A 17,368-nucleotide genomic window follows, 5' to 3' on the forward strand; every position below is an offset into this window, starting at 1 on the left:
ATTAAACGCTACTTATATAATAAATCTTTTATTTGCATTGTAATTATGAGTTAAAGGGTTTATATTTCAAACTTATAACTGTGTGTTTTATGATGGATTGGTTTTCTACTTTAGAATTATTTTCAAAATTTTATTGGATTATAGCTTTAATAGGTTCCTTATTTTTCCTGTTTATTGTTATAACAACGTTTATTGGTGCTGATACTGGAGATGATTTAGACGAACTAGATCCTGGAATAGAATCGGATACTGGTATTGAGTTTCAATTCATCACCTTTAAAAACCTCATTGGTTTTTTTACGCTTTTTGGTTGGAGTGGTATTGCTTGTATAGACGCTGGCTTATCTAAACCAGTAACTGTAATTATTTCACTTTTTAGTGGTTTATTGATGATGACCATTATGTCTGCCATGTTTTATTACACAAGAAAACTAACATCTAGCGGTACTTTGGTTTACAAAAATGCCATTGGTGCTGTTGGAGAGGTTTATTTAACGATTGGCGCCAATCGTTCCAAAATAGGAAAAGTTAGTGTTAATGTGCAAGGTTCCCTTCGGGAATTAGATGCTCTAACGGATTCTTCTGTTGAATTAAAATCGGGTTCTGTAATAAACGTTTTAGACGTAACTGCTAATGGCGTTTTAATAGTCGCTTCACAAAATAAAAAACAAATTTAACCTAACATTTATATGACCTTTCTTTTCACTCAAGACTTTAATTTAGGATTTCCAATTGCTATCGTTGCAGCCATTTTATTTGTATTTGTATTTCTTATCGTTCTCATTAGGCGTTATAAACGTTGCCCTTCCGATAGAATTTTAGTGGTCTATGGAAAAGTAGGAGGCGGCCAATCGGCCAAATGTATTCATGGTGGTGCTGCTTTTATTATTCCAGTCATTCAGGATTATGAATTTTTGGACCTAACACCTATTTCAATTGAAGTAAATTTAGTGAATGCTTTAAGTAAGCAAAATATTCGTGTTAATGTACCATCACGTTTTACCATAGGTGTTTCAACAGAGCCTGGTATAATGCAAAATGCAGCCGAGCGATTATTAGGGCTTGGTGCTCAAGACGTGCAGGAACTAGCTAAAGAGATTATTTTTGGTCAGTTACGTTTGGTTGTGGCTTCCATGGATATTGAAGAAATTAATAATGATCGCGATAAATTTTTAACCAACATATCACAGAGTGTAGAAACAGAATTAAAGAAAGTTGGATTAAAGTTAATAAATGTAAACATTACAGATATTGTTGATGAGTCTGGTTATATTGAAGCGTTAGGTAAAGAAGCTGCAGCACATGCCATTAACGCTGCAAGAAAATCAGTTGCCGAAAAAACAAGAGATGGTTCCATAGGTGAAGCCAATGCGGTTCAAGATGAAAGAACTCAAGTAGCTGCTGCCAATGCGCAGGCTGTTGAAGGTGAAAATACAGCAAAAATTGCCGTTGCAAATTCAGACTCATTACGTCGTCAGCGAGAGGCCGAAGCTGAACGTGTGGCCATTGCATCAGAGAAAGTACAGGCTGCAAAAGCATTGGAAGAATCGTATGCTGCTGAACAATTAGCAGAAACGGCTCGAGCTGAACGCGAACGTTCATCGCAAATGGCCGATATTATTGTTCCAGCTGAAATAGATAAGCGCAAAGTAGAAATTGATGCCGAAGCAGAAGCCGAGCGCATAAGACGGAAAGCACGAGGTGAAGCCGATGCTATTTTATTTAAAGCGCAAGCAGAAGCTCAAGGTCAATTTGAAGTGTTAACCAAGCAAGCAGCTGGATTAGAAGAAATTGTTAAAGCGGCAGGAAATAATTCTAAAGATGCCGTCCTATTATTAATTGCTGATAAACTGCCTGAATTAGTAAAATTACAAGCAGAAGCCATTAAAAACATTAAAATTGATAAAGTTACCGTTTGGGAAAATGGTAGTGGCAAGGATGGAAAAACATCCACAGCTAATTTCCTCTCTGGCATGTACAAATCCGTTCCTCCATTACAAGAAATGTTTAATATGGCAGGTATGGAACTACCTGAATACTTAAAAGGTAAAGATATAAGCGACGCTCAAGAAGCAGATAAAAACAAAACAGACCAAAAATAGTTTACAAATCATAAAAAACAGCTTCTATTAGGCAAACAAATTGAACAGAGGTTTCTCGTTTTAATTTGCTTACAATTCCTTAACTTTGGTGTTCTAAAAGTTTTGAGCATTGACATGGAACCTACAAACAATTCCGCGTGTTAAAACAATTACTAAAGCGGATTTTATAAAGCATTACTTTAAACCACAAAAACCAGTGGTTATTGAACAATTTATAGACGATTGGCCAGCATATACCAAATGGAATTTTGACTACATTAAATCTGTTGCAGGACACAAAACTGTCCCACTTTATGATGACAGACCTGTAGACTACAAAGACGGTTTTAATGAGCCTCATGCTAAAATGAAAATGAGCGAATACATTGATTTGCTTAAAAAAGAACCTACAAAATTTCGCATTTTTCTTTGGAATATTTTAAAGGAAGTTCCAGAACTTCAAAATGATTTTTCATTTCCGGATTTTGGCTTAAAACTCATGAAAGGATTACCTATGTTGTTTTTTGGCGGAAAAGATTCGTACACCTTCATGCATTATGACATAGATTTGGCTAATATATTTCACTTTCATTTTCAAGGTGAAAAAGAAATTATTTTGTTCGACCAGAACCAAAATAATTATCTATATAAAATTCCTCATGCCTTAATAACTCGTGAAGATATAGATTTTTCGAATCCAGATTTTGAAAAATGGCCTGCTTTGAAGCAAGCTAACGGTTTTAAAACTACCTTAAAACATGGCGAGATTCTTTATATGCCTGAAGGATATTGGCACTATATGAAATACGTGACACCAGGTTTTTCTATGAGTTTACGCGCTATTCCAAGAAATCCAAAAAATTTAGGAAAGGCTATTTATAACGTATTCATTATGCGAAATTTTGATAATATAATGCGCAGAATAAAAGGTCAAAACTGGATAGATTGGAAAAATGCACAAGCCTTAACACGCACCAAGAAGTTAACAGGTAAATAAGGACTACCTTTAAATTCAACTTGTCGATGAAATGTAGATTTTATAGTTAAAATGCATTTCATCGAAAACTTCTTATAAAACTTCATTCCAAAAAGAAATATTATTAAGTTAGATATCCCAACTAACCTACTTAATAATATGAAAGCCCTAAATTACACTTTCGCGATTGCTTTTTTTGTTTTATTTTCAAATAGCACTCAAATAAAAATTTTTGCTGAAAATTCAGAACACACTTTCAAATTCAACCCAATAAAACCAGCTAGTTTGCCTAGTAATTTATCGGGATTCGATTATATTTATGGTGATGGCCCTTCAGATTTTCAAACGGTAACGATTGTAACAACCGATTTAACAACACGACCATTTTTAACACTAAGTGCGCCAAGCGGTTATGAAATATCATTAGAGATTGATTCAAATTACACCGATAGTTTTTCTATGAATGAGGTTGAAATAACAGCTGCTGACATTACGCTGTACGTTCGTCTTAAAGGCAATCAGCCTGTTGGTACCTATTCAGGCGAATTATCATTAATGGCACCTGCAGTAAATCCCCTACCCGTGTTTAATGAAGTTATATATTTAGAAGGTACCGTTTCACCAAAATCCACCATCTGGAACGGTAATTCTTGGAGTAATGATATACCCGATGAAAATTTCAATGCGACATTAAACGGACATTACAATACGCTTACTAACGGAAATTTAAATGCCTACAACTTACAGGTTAATACCAATATGGTTTTAACTGTTGATAATGGAAGTTATGCCAATATTATTCAAGATGTTGGTGTGGATGGCCAAATAATTGTTGAAACTGAAGGTGCATTCGTACAGGTCAACAATTCTGGAAATTTTAATGTTAGAGAAGGTGGCGCTTCGCAAGTTAACAAAACAACATCGCCTTTAGCGCACTATTATGATTATACTTATTGGTCATCTCCCGTAAATGGTATTACTGCAATGGATGCTTTTGCTGAAGCCAATAGTGGTAGACGCTATTGGTATAATGCACAGAATTTTCTAGATATCCTATTTGAAATAGCCAATACAAACACCTACATTGCAGGCCATGATGATATTGATGATAATGGAGACGATTGGTCTTTCCTTACTAATGAAACCATTTTAACTCCTGGAGCTGGGTATGCAACAGCACAAAGCTCTAGCGGTTTTGTTACAGGAAACACTTATGATTTTAGCTTTGAGGGTTCTTTTAATACTGGAAATATATCCACACCAATATATTATAATGGAGATAATGGAGACAAAGATTGGAACCTTATCGGAAATCCCTATCCGTCTGCCATCAGTGCCGATGCCTTTTTTGCTGAAAATTCAAGTGCCATTGGTGGAGCTATTTACTTATGGTCTCATGCATCTACCGCAGATGCTAATGGTAGCGGAAATTCAGTTTATAACTTCTCTGCCGATGATTACGCTATTATAAATTCTGGTAGTGGTGAAATTGCAGGTGGTAAAAATATTATCCCAAATAGATATATTCCTTCTGGTCAAGGTTTTTTTATTCAAGCATTAGAAAACGATGATGCTATTTTCAATAACAATATGCGTGTAGCCGACATGACCAGTAATTCCCAGTTTTTTAAAAACCAAGACTCTTTTAATAAGCTTTGGATTAACTTAACAACAAATCATGGTATTTTCAATCAAATTTTAGTAGCCTATGTAGATAATGCAACTGATGGATTTGATGGCTTGGCCTATGACACGCAACGCATATTAAATCATGATTTAGCGGCAACCATCTACACGACTATTTCTGGCAATCTAAACAATAAATATGCTATTCAAGGAAAAGCCGCTAGTAGTATTCATGCAGCTGAAACCATTCCATTAGGGTTTTATACAACCATAAATAATGCTACCATTTACACCTTATCTATAGGTAAAATTCAAGGCAATTTCTTAACGGAAAACCCCATTTATATTGTAGATGATGTTATGGGTATAACACACAATTTAAAAGATTCAGATTATAGTTTTACAGCGTCATCTGGAGAGTTTAATGATCGTTTTACTATTATTTTTGATCTAAACACTTTAAGCAATCAAACGGTAAGTAAGACAAACAATAACCTAACCGTAACGCTTTTAAAAGAAGAAGCTATAGCTTTTAAAACGAACTCAAATACTATAATAAAACATATTGCTCTGTATGATATGACAGGCCAGCGTATTTCTCAATTACAAGGAACAAGTAATGTAGCAGTAATTGATACAAATTCCATGTCAAAAGGTGCTTATTTTGCATCCATAACTTTAGATTCAGATGTTGTAATTACTAAAAAAATAATAATTTAAGTAAGCCTTTTATTTAAAACGATTTAGCGGTATGCTTACGCCAAATTATTAATATATTTGCAGACTAATTTTAAAACAAGATAACATGAAAAAATTATTGGTTATTGCAGCTATATTAACCGTTTCATTTGCAAATGCTCAAGCATTTTCAGGTAAAGGTGACCAAAAATTTCAAGTAGGTGCAAATTTTCAAGCGCATGCAACTGGCCTTAATGTAAGCTATGACTACGGATTAGGTGAAAACATTTCTATAGGTATTAGTTCAAGCTATGCTTTAGGCATCTCTGGTGATTTGCAAGATGGCGTAAAAGATCCTTTTGGAAATACCGTTTTAGAAAAAGCAGGTTTTGATGATCGGTTTGATTTAAAAGCACGTTTTAATGCCAATATTGGTAACGTTTTAAAAATAGATGACAACTTTGACTTGTACCCAGGCTTGAGTTTTAGTTTAAAGAATTTTGGTGGTCATGTAGGTGCACGTTATTTCTTTACATCTGGTTTTGGCATCTATACGGAAGCACAATTCCCTATTGCCAAATATAAAGATAATCTAACACCAGCTCAAGAACTGAACAATCAGTTTTCTATGAATTTAGGTGCTGTTTTTAATTTATAAAACCGAATAAACATTATTTAAAAAAGCCTTTTACAACCAATGCAAAAGGCTTTTTTTATGGAATTAATTCAGCTACCTTATCATAAACCAAATGATTTTCCCAACCACGATACAACAAATAATCGGCTAGTTTCTTGCGTTTTTTCCAGGGATTGTTTTCCGAAATGGTATTCAATTTTTTTAAAGCTAAATCATTGAATGTTTTTAAATAATCGGGTTCAGATATCTCTTTTAAAGCCAAGTCGATATTGTATTTACTAATATCCCGTTTTTTTAATTCTAATTTTAAACGCTGACGTCCCCATTTTTTAATATTGAATTTCCCGCGCACATAAGTTTGTGCAAAACGGGTTTCATTTAAAAAGTCATGTTTTAACAGGTGCACTATAATCACATCAATAGCTTCTGGAATCATGCGCATGGTATACAATTTATTAGTAACTTCTTGATGGCAACGCTCTTGATACGCACAATAACGTTCCAGTTTGCGCTTGGCTTCTTCAATAGTATATGTTTTTACATGATTCATAAGGAGCAAGATAATAACAATTTGTTAAAAATAAAGAAACCGTAACCTATTGTTTTATAGTGGTTTTAGCGTATATTTGATTCTTTAATTTATATAAATAATAGCAAGATTCCATTTATGAAACATAAATACTCCCTCATATTTATTACTCTTTTGTGTGCTGTTTTGTCTGGTTATGGGCAGGTTACTGAAAATTTTGACACTTCTTTTGGAAGTGGTTATGGCAACTACAATTACAATGATTTCGAAATAAATAATGGATTAAGTGAATTAGGTAATTCAAGATCTGGTAGAGCGATTAGATTAAGAGACAGTGGAACTTCAAATTTAGAATATGTTGGGTCTGATGGTAATGGAAAGGATGGAGGTGTTGGAATAATTTCTTTTTGGTATCGTTCTTGGGATGCATTTCCAACAGCTGTATATAATGTTGAGGTTAATATCAATGGTGGTGGTTATTCAAACATAGGTTCTCAAATCGCTACTTCAAGCACAAGCTATTCTCAATGGACACATACTCTTAATAATGTTAGCGACAATATTAAAATTAGGGTTATACGTGAAAGTGGAGAGCGTTTAATTATTGATGATTTTGAAATTACTGATTTTACACCAGTAGGCTCAATCATCACAGTAGCACAAGCAACAGGTGGTACAATTACGCCAGTAACTACAAATGTGCCAAATAATACCAATCAATCATTTACTGCAACACCAGATGCTTGCTATACATTTGCCAATTGGGTAGTAGATGGTGTAAATGCAGGCAATTCAAACCCTTACACATTTACAAATGTTACTACAGACCACACAATTACTGCTAATTATACTATTAATACTTATAACATTACAGCATCTGCTGGTGCTAATGGTACTATAACACCAAATGGAACTACAAATGCGACTTGCGGTACAGATCAAACGTATACGTTTACACCAGATAGTGGTTATGCTGTACAAGATGTACTAGTAGATGGTGTTTCAGTTGGTGCCATAACATCTTATAATTTTACTAATGTTACTGCTCCGCATACTATTAGTGTTACTTTTGAGGTTTATGTAGGGCCTTGTGCTAGCGAATCTTTTATGAACGTTTTGGACAATGGCACATACAACACAAAAAATTGGACAGGTGATAATGGTATAGATTGGACAGCTACAGACTCTAGATCCGATCAAGATTTAGCAGGTAATGAAGCTATTATGCTTAGAAATGGGTCATTAACTAACGATACTTCTTTTTTAGGTGGTTGTGGTGTCATTACTTTTGATTATGCGCGTATTTTTAGTAACAACTCAACATTGCAAGTTTTTATTAATGGAACTCAATACGGTGGAGACATCACGATATCATCAACTTCAAGTTCCACATTTTCGGCAACAATAAATGTACCTGGGTCAGTTGATGTTGAATTGAGAAACAGTGGAAATAGAACTCTTATATCTAACTTAAGTTGGACTTGTTATAATGGTGGAGCAAATCCTGAACTACAACTTGTAGACAATACTTCAACCAATCAAAATTGTGGTTTCACAATTGATTTTGGCTCACAAGCAAATGCAACAAATACAGATTTAACTTTTAATATTGAAAACGTTGGCTCTGCAGATTTAGATATTTCATCATTAAGCATCACTGGCGATTATTCGATTATGTCACCAGCCGCACCTCTTACCATTGCAGGCGGAAATTCACAAACCGTAACTGTTAGATTTACGCCTTCAACTACAGGAGTAAGAACAGGTATTTTAACCATAAATAACAACGATATTGATGAAGGTGTGTGCGTTGTAAACCTAGAAGGCGAAGGTTTTATACCAAAACCAAATATTATTGTTAGAGGCGTTACTGGCTCTAACCCAACAATTACTAATGGAAGTACAACGCCATCGTCTTTAAATAATACACTCTTTGCACAGCAAACAATCAACTCTACTCAACAAACTAAAAGTTTTAGAATTGGTAATGAAGGTGGAACAGCTCCCTTAACAATATCCAACATTACCCTTACAGGAGATACAGCAGACTTTTTTGTAACCTCAAGTTTTACAAACCCATTTGCAGAGGATACGTTTCAGGATTTTACAATTACATTTCAACCAACTACTAGTTCAGGGTTAAGACAAGCTACAGTTACTATTACCAATTCCGATTCAGATAGAAATCCATATACATTTCTAATACAAGGAACTGCAAATTGCCCTGCAGTAAGCGGTAATATATTTCCTACTTCTGGTCCTGCGGGAACCACTGTTAGAATAACGTCACCTGGAAATGATTTAACAGGAGCAACTGCTGAACTGAATGGTATTACCTTAATACCAGTTTCAGATACTACAAACGAGTTAATAGTTAGATTACCAAATACAATAACTACTGGAGGTGCATTGAGTGTTAATTTAGCTTCTAATAGTTGTGTGTTTAGCAACACATTTACTTTGATAGACGAACTTATTTCTGGATGTGAAGCCAGTGCAAGCACCATGGTAAATGATTTATTTATTAGTGAAGTTAGCGACTCACCTTTTGGTAGCATGAGCTATGTTGAGCTCTACAATGCCACAGGAACAACAATAGATTTTAACAGTACCAACTACACGATTCGTGTTTACAATAATGGTAGTACAACTACTTATAATGATATTGTTCTGAATTCTGGAAGCATAGCTCAAAACGGCACATATGTTATTTCTATGGGAACTGGTGGTTCTGAATGTTTAATACCTGGTGGCGACGGAAGTTATGCACAAGCAAATATAGCTTCAGCGTCTGCAAGTATCAACTTTAAACAAGGAAGTAACTTTAATATTGGTCATGATTTTATTGGTCTTTATGACGCTTCGGTAACATTATTAGATTCTTGGGGAGTTTTTGGTGACGAAACTTGGGCTACTGGTTTAGGTCTTCAAGGACAAGGCGCAAATTTTGAAAGGCTTACCGCTGCCATTTATCCAAACACCAATTATAGTAATGCCGATTGGACTATTACAAATTGGAATGATTGTCCAGATGCTGATTATTCTTCAATTGGCTCTTACGATTTTTCTACTGGTTCAGCACCATCAATAAGTATCCAGCCAAGCGATCCTGTTTTTGACTGTTCCTATTCAGCAAGTATCACTTTAACAGGCACAGAAGGTTTTAATGAGCCAACTGACACTCAAGATTTAGCTTACCGTTGGTTTGTAAATGTGCCTGGAACTACTGTTTGGAACGAAATTTTATTGGCTGACACCAATTATACAGGTCAGCAATCTAACACATTAAATATTCTTGATACAGCTAGTCTAGAAGGTTTTCAATATTACTGCCAAGTTAGAGAAGATTCTAGTTTTTGTTTCAGAGCGAGTAATGCCGTTGCTTTGAATGTTGCCAAAGCCATTTGGACTTCAGGAGCTTGGAGTAATACAACAGGACCAGATTCATTTACAATTGCCATTATTGATGACCATTACAACACCACCCTAAACGGTAGTTTTTCTGCTTGTCAATTACTAGTAAATGCTGGTAACGAATTAGTCATTACAGATGGCCATTTTGTAGAAGTTATAAATAACGTAATTGTTAATGGCGATGGCACAAATCTAGATGGTATATTGGTTGAAGACAAAGCTAGTTTTGTTCAACGTGGTAATGGTGTTAATGCAGGTACATACACCCTAAACACAAACGCTAGAACACAAGTAAATAAAAAAACAGCCGCTTTAAATAACTGGCTTGAATATACCTATTGGAGTTCTCCAGTTACCAATGAAACCATAGGAAATGGATTAAATGAAGCACACCCAACAAGACGGTATTGGTATAATGCTGAAAACTATTTAGATGCTACAGCTGAAACTAATAACAATAATGGAACTATTGCGGGTCAAGATGATGTTGATGACAATGGTAATGATTGGCAACCAACCAATAACGCAGATATAATGATACCTGGTCGTGGTTATGCTGCTATGCACAACCCTATTGGGTTTGGAATGCCTGGCGCTAATTATGAATACACCTTTGAAGGTACCTTAAACACAGGTGATTATGTAGTTCCTATTTATAGAAATGATTCTGAACTGAATGATAACAATTGGAATTTTATTGGAAATCCGTATCCATCGGCTATTAATGCAGATTTGTTTCTTTCTGCTAATGCGCTACTAGACCAAAATGTAACTGAATATCCTCAACCATCTGGAGTAACAAATGGTGCCATCTTTTTATGGTCTCAAAATTCAGCACCTTCTAATACCAACAATGGAAACGAAGCCTTAAATTTTGCACAATCTGATTATGCGGTTATAAACGGTACAGGACAAACAGCAGGTGGTGATGGTGTCATGCCAAGCAGATTCATCCCTTCTGGACAAGGCTTCTTTATTACTTTATCAGATGCAGCTACAGTTGCAACCGTTTCAGGAGACATTAAATCGGGTGATGTTATTTTTCAAAATAGCATGCGCGTTACAGGAAACAATAATCAGTTTTTTAGAAATACCGATAATTATCAAAATGAGAAATTATGGCTCAATTTTACATCAGATATGGGTGTGTTCAATCAAATATTAATTGGTTATGTTGAAGGCGCTACGGATGCTAATGATGGTATGTACTTTGACGCACCTAAAAATTTATCTTCTGACTCCTTTGTTTATTTCTATTCTCTAATAACTAATGAGTTAGAAATAGATAAAGTTGCCATACAAGGTAAAGCGCCTGAAAGTTTAGATTTAGATGAAGTTATTTCTTTAGGTTTCAGTACTACTATTAACCAACCATCTATTTACACGATTAGTTTGGCGCAATTAGAAGGCGACTTTTTAAATACAAATACCGTCTATTTAAAAGACCTTTTATTAAACGTAACTCACAACTTATCACTTTCAGAATACCATTTCACATCTAGTGTTGGAGAATTCAATAATCGATTTAAAATTGTTTTTAGAGAAAATGCCTTATCGGTTAATGAATATGACGTTAATAATAATCATTTAACCATTGTTGAATTAACAGATAACCAAGTTAAATTTAGTATTGGGTCTACTAACACGACTATTAAATCGGTTGAAATAATTGATATGTTGGGTAGAAGTTTATATAAATTTAAAGGTTCAAATAGTTCCGAAACCTATAATCTTACAAACTTAAGTAGTACTACATATTTAGCTAAAGTAACCTTATCTAATAATCAAGTTTTAGTCAAGAAAGCGGTTAAAAAATAAAAGTAGTTATTGCATTATTAGGTTTTTAAGTTGTTAGAATAAAAATAACAGTATAGCCTAACAATTCATGATTACAAGGTGTAATTTACAGACAAAATAAAATTCCTTCCTGGTGAAGCAATACCTGAAGAATACGTTTTGTACCGCTGATTGGTTATATTCTCTAAACCTGCCGTAACCGTAATCCCCTCTTTAAACTGATAATTGGTGCGTAAATTTAAAGTATACCAGGAGGGTGCATACGGGTTGCCGTTGGAGTCTTTTGCATAAAGATATGCTTTTGCTTGCTCTGAAGGTGCCAGTTGTTGATAGGATAATTCACCATTAAAATCTAAAAACCCGTCAATTTTAAAGCGTTCTTTCTGCCAAACTAAATGTGCATTTCCAAACTGTGGTGCCACATGGCGAATTGGAACCTCAACCCCATTATCTTCTTCCGTACCACCTATAAAATTGTATTGCGATAAAAATTTAAAAGATTTAGAAAAATTGATATGTAACCCTACTTCAAAACCATAAATCCATGCTTTTGATGCGTTTTGGATAGCTTGAACCGTACTTAATTCACCATCATACATAATTTCAGATTCGCCGTTTAAACTATAATCCCTTCGCACCAAGGCATCATCAAGAAATGTGTAATATGTAGCTAAATCTAATATAACCACATCGCTAAAGTTTAAGAGTAAACCTAATTCACCACCATATGCATATTCAGATTTCAAATTATTGTTGGGTACTACAACGCTACCAGGTTCAGAATCGAAAACCTTACCAATATCATCAACATTAGGCGCTCTGAATGCTGTTGATGCATTAAGTTTCCACTGAATCATGTTGTTGGGCATCCAACTAAAACCAGCGGTTCCGGTAAAAGCGCCCGAATTAATGTTAGTTGTATTAAAAGGTAAATTTAAATAGGTATTATTTTGAGCAAAATCAGCTCTAGAAATCACCTGATTATACCTAATTCCAGTCTGAAAAATTAGTTTAGAGGATGGCTTATATTTCAAACTCGTATAAGCAGCATAGGATTGCCAAGTTGAACCATTAGGATATCTAGAAACCGTTGGTATACTAACTCCTGTATTAATGTTTTCTTCATCTCCTGCAGATTTTACTAAATTATAAACATATTCTAAACCATAAAACAAACCCGTTTTAGGGCTGATTTGTTTCTCTAAATCTAAATTTACTGAAAAGGCGTTAACCTTTTCTTCTCTATTATTTTTTACAACGGATTGAAAATCCCGATCATGCCTACTTTCCTTAAAATATTGATAGGCTAGCGTAGTTTGTATTTTATCATAAAAAATAGAATTATTAGATTGGGTAATTTGTAAATTATTCATAAACCATTCTTGTGGACCATAATACCATTCTGCAGAGCGTAAATCGTCACCTTTATACCGAATTAATCTATCATATCTAGAGTAATTAGATGTGGTAGAATAATAGACCCCAAAATCTATCAGTAAGCTTTCATTGGCTTCGAAACGTACTTTCTGGACAGCATGAAATTGGTTAAAACCTGTTGGCTTTTGGAGTTTCGGATCTGTATTTGTAACAACTTCATCCAAACCATTGGTAGTAACTACATATTCAGGTCTTAAATAATCTGTTGGGCCGTGACTTCCCATTCGTAAATCATCAAAATCACTGTAACTAATACTAGTTAAAAAGGCCCATTTTTTAAGTCCGAAATTAATATCTACATGACCCGTTTTTTCATGGTTTGCCAATGCATAGCGTGCAAAGGCGTTTCCTTTTATATAAACTTCGTTCTTGTAGGACAATTGTGGTTTTTTTGTGTAAAAACTCATAACACCTCCAATAGCATCACTACCATAAACGACAGAACCTGCTCCAAGAGTGATTTCCGTATTTTGAATACTCAACGGATCTATTGAAATAACATTTTGAAGATTCCCGCTTCTAAAAATAGCATTATTCATTCGGACACCATCTATAGTTATTAAAAGTCTATTAGTTGAAAACCCACGAATCATGGGACTTCCACCTCCAAGCTGACTTTTTTGAATATATACATTTCCGGTTTCTTGTAGTAAATCTGCGCTCGTTTGTGGGTTAGCGAACTGGATATCTTTAGCTGAAAAATTGACGATTTTTTGAGGAATATCACGTTTGCTTTGCTCAAATTTAGACGCTGAAATAATAATCTCATCTAAACCCACACGTCCCTTTAATTTAATGGTATTATTTATAATTTGACTCTTTAATATTTCTAGAAGGTGATAATTTTCAGCTTGAACTATAAGAATATCGTCATTAGAAAAACCATTTAAATTGGCTTCTCCATTTAAATTAGTAATTACAGACTCTGAAGTATTTGTTATAATTACGCCCGAAATTGGTAAACCAGAATCTGTTTCTAAAACGGTAATTTGTTGTGCTTGTAAAAAGAAACCTATTAGCAAACAAATACTAAAAACAAATTTTGCTTTCATGATAAGAGATTTAGATAGCGATTATTTAAACACCTGATTAAATATTTGTAGTGATTTGGGCTTTTTAAAATACCCCAAATGCAATTCATAATATTGCATTAGCATATTTAGAAAGGCTTGGCGCTGTTCCGCGTGCAATTTAACGGTATGTAAAGCATCAAAATTCATGCCTAACAATAACTTTAAAAGTGTGTTATTTTCTAATGAAATAGCATAAACATGGGTATTATTAGATTGAAAATATCCAGACTGCAAGTTAAACACACCCAACTCCATATTATTAGTATCTGGATAAAAGCCTAAATACTTGGTTAATTTCAACAGAAATAATAAATGGAAATTGGCATAGTTATTTTCAGAATCTAACCATTGTAAAGCTGTTTCTAAATAATCGAAAAGCAAATTATTTTGCTCCTCCTCTTTTAAAACGTTTGTTAATACTTCCGACAAAAATAATACAATACTGCTTTTTATAACATTGGTATGTAACGTGCTGTATACATAACTTGATTTAACTTCTTTTATAAAATTTAGCGCCTGATTAGGTTTGTAATTTTCTACTATTTCTAATTGTGAAAGTAATTGATAGTAGGCAATGCTTCCTGGCCGTTTACTTTTAAATGCACCACGAATTAAATAACTAGATAATCCTCTGTGTTGTGTATAACAGCTTATAATTAAATCGTTATCACGGTATTTTATTTTAGATAGTACAATAGCTTTTTCTGATGCAGACATTAGCGCACAACCATTACTTTTATAACTTTGGTTTCAAAGGTATCTAGATCTGAAAGCATGACCAGATAAACACCTGTTTTTACCACATTATTTGCCAAATTATTACCATTCCAATAGGCAATGCCTCCATCAATTTCCAAATTGTAGCCTTTAAATCGCGTATTGGTTCTTGACTGTGCTTCAGCAACTAAATTTCCTTCGATATCAGTGATTTTAATGTTGACATTATCAGAAATATCTTTAATTTTTACTTTTTCTTCTGTAATATTAAATGTTGGCCTAACTGGATTTGGATATACATAAGCGTTTGCAAGAGTTTCTTGTGTTTCTGAACTACCAGAACCAAAGGAAACTAGACCGTTTCGAGTTGCAAAATAAACATCTCCATTTATTTCATTTATTGAAATATCGACAATATCGTTACTTGGCAAAGGTGAATTATCTTTCGTGAAATGACGAATGGTATTTTGCCCATCGGAAGAAAAATAAAAAACACCCGAACCGATGGCAGCAATCCATTTATTATTCGCGCCATCTACTTCAATATCTGAAATAAACTGTTGGTATAATAGTTCTTGTGGTGCACCATCACCTGAAATTACAATATTTTGAACTTGTGGATTGCTTTCCGAAAAAAAGCTATTAGTATTATATATAACACGCAAACCGTTACTGGTTCCAATCCAAACTTGGTTGTTTTTATCCATAGCAACTGCTGTTACATAGGGCGTTGGCATATTTTGACTTTCATCTACTATATTTTTAAATTCACCATTACCGCTTAAATTTAACCCAATTATTCCAGCACTATAAGAGCCAAAAAAAACGTTTCCTGAACGATCAAAAACAATATCTGAAAAACCTAAATTACTTGTAGGAGAACTAATAATACCTGTTAAATCATAAGATGTCCAGTTACCATTTTCAAACTTGTTTAAAGGACTTTCAACACGACCATTTGTAACCCAAAGCGCACCTTGATTATCATAATCCGCAGTGAGCGTTAGGCATAAATCGGAAGCAAAAGGGACAATGGTACTATTATTTTCATCATAAACATCAACAACCTCATCATTTTGGATGTCTATCAAACCTGAAAAATAGGAACTGACATATACCTGATCAGTATTAAAAGGGTTAATAGCTATGTGTGACAAGTATCGTGGATTACTAACAGTAGTTAAAATAGAATCATATGGTTTATTAATCCATTGCTCATTAACATAATGACTTAAACCAGTAAAAGGCAACCCTCCACTAAACTCGTAAGCAGCTGAATAACCTCCGAAGGTACACCATAAATTATTATTCTTTATTTCAACAGAAAAAACAGTATTTAATAATGGCCCATCTGGATGAATTTCATTAAAACTTGTTAGATTATTTAAATTAGTTTCTAAAATCCCAAACCCTGGTTTTCTGAAGTTGTTACTGTTTTTAGTTCCAATGTAAAGTAGATCATTTTCAAAAATAGCAGCACAAGAAAAATCTGCAGAGTAAGTCTCATTTTGATCTACAATAGCTATTTGATTAAATTCAGCATCATAAACAAACACATTATCTTTTGTTGTAACCAATAAATTATTATTATTACTAGCTACATCATTGGGCAGACTTGAATAATTAAAAAGATTTGTAAAATTGTTATTCTCATCAATCTTGAATAAATTCCTATTATTCTGAATAGTATAGAGATTATTATCCACTTCTTGAATGAAAGAATAATTGCCAGAACGTATTCTCTGCCATTCGAGAAAATCAATTAAATCAGGGCTTGAAATTAAAGCTTTTCGTATTCCACCACTATCAGAACAAGCTGCATAAATGTACCCGTTGTAAACAGTTGTTTGATGAACTTTTATTTTTGCGCCACCATTTCCAATAAAAAACGTATCGCCAAACTCTAAATCTTGCAAATTATATACGGATATTCCATAATCTGTGGCAACATAAACCAAATTATCCACTACATTAAAGTGGTTAATTCGTTTACGGTCAGGTGGGATATTTGGCTTATCTCTAATGTCTACAATACTCAAAATATCACTACCATCTTCAAATATTATTTCCATTAACCCATTTTCAAAACCAACAAGAACCAATCCATAGCCTTCACTATAGTAAATGTTCGTAATTAACTCACCAGATAAGCCATTAATAGTTGTTATTTGAGTCATTTCTCTAGAAACCGTATCAAAACTAAAAACAGCATTATCTGCTGCCACATAAATTTTAGTTTCACCTCTTGAAACGCTTTGAATATTTAAAAATGAAAAGTGGCCTTTCCAATCTGCAGAATAATCTTGACTAGAAACTACATGAGACACGAAAAAAAGCGCTAAAATAACTATTAGCTTGTTTTGAAGTATTTTCATTAAAATTTGGTGTTTTTTGAAAGCGTAT

Annotated in this window: 10 protein-coding genes; 6 read left to right on the top strand and 4 right to left on the bottom strand. The window is 34.0% G+C overall.

Features of this window, described 5'->3' with window-relative positions; genetic code table 11:
- The first annotated feature begins 89 nt into the window (after positions 1-89).
- The 5 genes from BM239_RS02405 (at position 90) to BM239_RS02425 (ending at position 6,019) form a co-directional block, all read left to right on the top strand.
- Positions 90-677: a hypothetical protein gene (locus tag BM239_RS02405; protein ID WP_092206047.1), complete on the top strand. Its 588-nt coding sequence runs from the start codon at positions 90-92 to the stop codon at positions 675-677.
- Positions 678-689: 12 nt separating this feature from the next.
- Positions 690-2,102, top strand: coding sequence for a flotillin family protein (locus BM239_RS02410; RefSeq protein ID WP_092206048.1), 1,413 nt, complete (start codon positions 690-692; stop codon positions 2,100-2,102).
- A 109-nt stretch (positions 2,103-2,211) separates the two neighbouring features.
- Entirely contained in the window at positions 2,212-3,078 is an 867-nt protein-coding gene (locus BM239_RS02415; protein WP_092206049.1) for a cupin-like domain-containing protein, read from the top strand.
- Positions 3,079-3,216: 138 nt separating this feature from the next.
- Positions 3,217-5,403 (top strand): T9SS type A sorting domain-containing protein, encoded by a 2,187-nt coding sequence (locus BM239_RS02420; RefSeq protein WP_092206050.1) that lies wholly within the window; start codon positions 3,217-3,219, stop codon positions 5,401-5,403.
- Positions 5,404-5,488: 85 nt separating this feature from the next.
- On the top strand, positions 5,489-6,019 hold the full coding sequence (locus BM239_RS02425) for a DUF6646 family protein (protein ID WP_092206051.1): 531 nt from the start codon (positions 5,489-5,491) through the stop codon (positions 6,017-6,019).
- 55 nt (positions 6,020-6,074) lie between these two features.
- Here the strand turns inward: BM239_RS02425 and BM239_RS02430 are convergent, their stop codons facing one another.
- A complete protein-coding gene (locus BM239_RS02430; protein ID WP_092206052.1) occupies positions 6,075-6,548 on the bottom strand; it encodes a regulatory protein RecX in 474 nt (157 codons plus the stop codon).
- Positions 6,549-6,665: 117 nt separating this feature from the next.
- Here BM239_RS02430 and BM239_RS02435 point away from each other — a divergent pair, with 117 nt between their 5' ends.
- Entirely contained in the window at positions 6,666-11,759 is a 5,094-nt protein-coding gene (locus BM239_RS02435; RefSeq protein WP_092206053.1) for a choice-of-anchor D domain-containing protein, read from the top strand.
- 71 nt (positions 11,760-11,830) lie between these two features.
- On the opposite strand, the gene BM239_RS02440 is transcribed toward BM239_RS02435, so the two are convergent.
- The 3 genes from BM239_RS02440 to porZ are packed head-to-tail and all read right to left on the bottom strand — an operon-like array spanning position 11,831 to position 17,340.
- Positions 11,831-14,227: a TonB-dependent receptor plug domain-containing protein gene (locus BM239_RS02440; protein ID WP_092206054.1), complete on the bottom strand. Its 2,397-nt coding sequence runs from the start codon at positions 14,225-14,227 to the stop codon at positions 11,831-11,833.
- 21 nt (positions 14,228-14,248) lie between these two features.
- A complete protein-coding gene (gene recO / locus BM239_RS02445; RefSeq protein WP_092206055.1) occupies positions 14,249-14,965 on the bottom strand; it encodes a DNA repair protein RecO in 717 nt (238 codons plus the stop codon).
- Positions 14,965-17,340 carry a type IX secretion system anionic LPS delivery protein PorZ gene (gene porZ, locus BM239_RS02450; protein WP_092206056.1) on the bottom strand — a complete coding sequence of 792 codons (2,376 nt, stop codon included), beginning with the start codon at positions 17,338-17,340 and terminating at the stop codon, positions 14,965-14,967. The genes recO and porZ overlap by 1 nt, the downstream gene beginning before the upstream one ends.
- Positions 17,341-17,368 lie beyond the last annotated feature (28 nt).

It is taken from the genome of Algorimicrobium echini, assembly GCF_900115185.1.
Classification (GTDB): Bacteria; Bacteroidota; Bacteroidia; order Flavobacteriales; family Flavobacteriaceae; genus Algorimicrobium; species Algorimicrobium echini.

Bases quoted from the DNA above. Each gene is read 5' to 3' on its own strand.
- BM239_RS02405 (WP_092206047.1), top strand. From the start codon at position 90: ATGATGGATTGGTTTTCTACTTTAGAATTATTTTCAAAATTTTATTGG.
- BM239_RS02410 (WP_092206048.1), top strand. From the start codon at position 690: ATGACCTTTCTTTTCACTCAAGACTTTAATTTAGGATTTCCAATTGCT.
- BM239_RS02420 (WP_092206050.1), top strand. From the start codon at position 3,217: ATGAAAGCCCTAAATTACACTTTCGCGATTGCTTTTTTTGTTTTATTT.
- BM239_RS02425 (WP_092206051.1), top strand. From the start codon at position 5,489: ATGAAAAAATTATTGGTTATTGCAGCTATATTAACCGTTTCATTTGCA.
- BM239_RS02430 (WP_092206052.1), bottom strand. From the start codon at position 6,548: ATGAATCATGTAAAAACATATACTATTGAAGAAGCCAAGCGCAAACTG.
- BM239_RS02435 (WP_092206053.1), top strand. From the start codon at position 6,666: ATGAAACATAAATACTCCCTCATATTTATTACTCTTTTGTGTGCTGTT.
- BM239_RS02440 (WP_092206054.1), bottom strand. From the start codon at position 14,227: ATGAAAGCAAAATTTGTTTTTAGTATTTGTTTGCTAATAGGTTTCTTT.
- recO (WP_092206055.1), bottom strand. From the start codon at position 14,965: ATGTCTGCATCAGAAAAAGCTATTGTACTATCTAAAATAAAATACCGT.
- porZ (WP_092206056.1), bottom strand. From the start codon at position 17,340: ATGAAAATACTTCAAAACAAGCTAATAGTTATTTTAGCGCTTTTTTTC.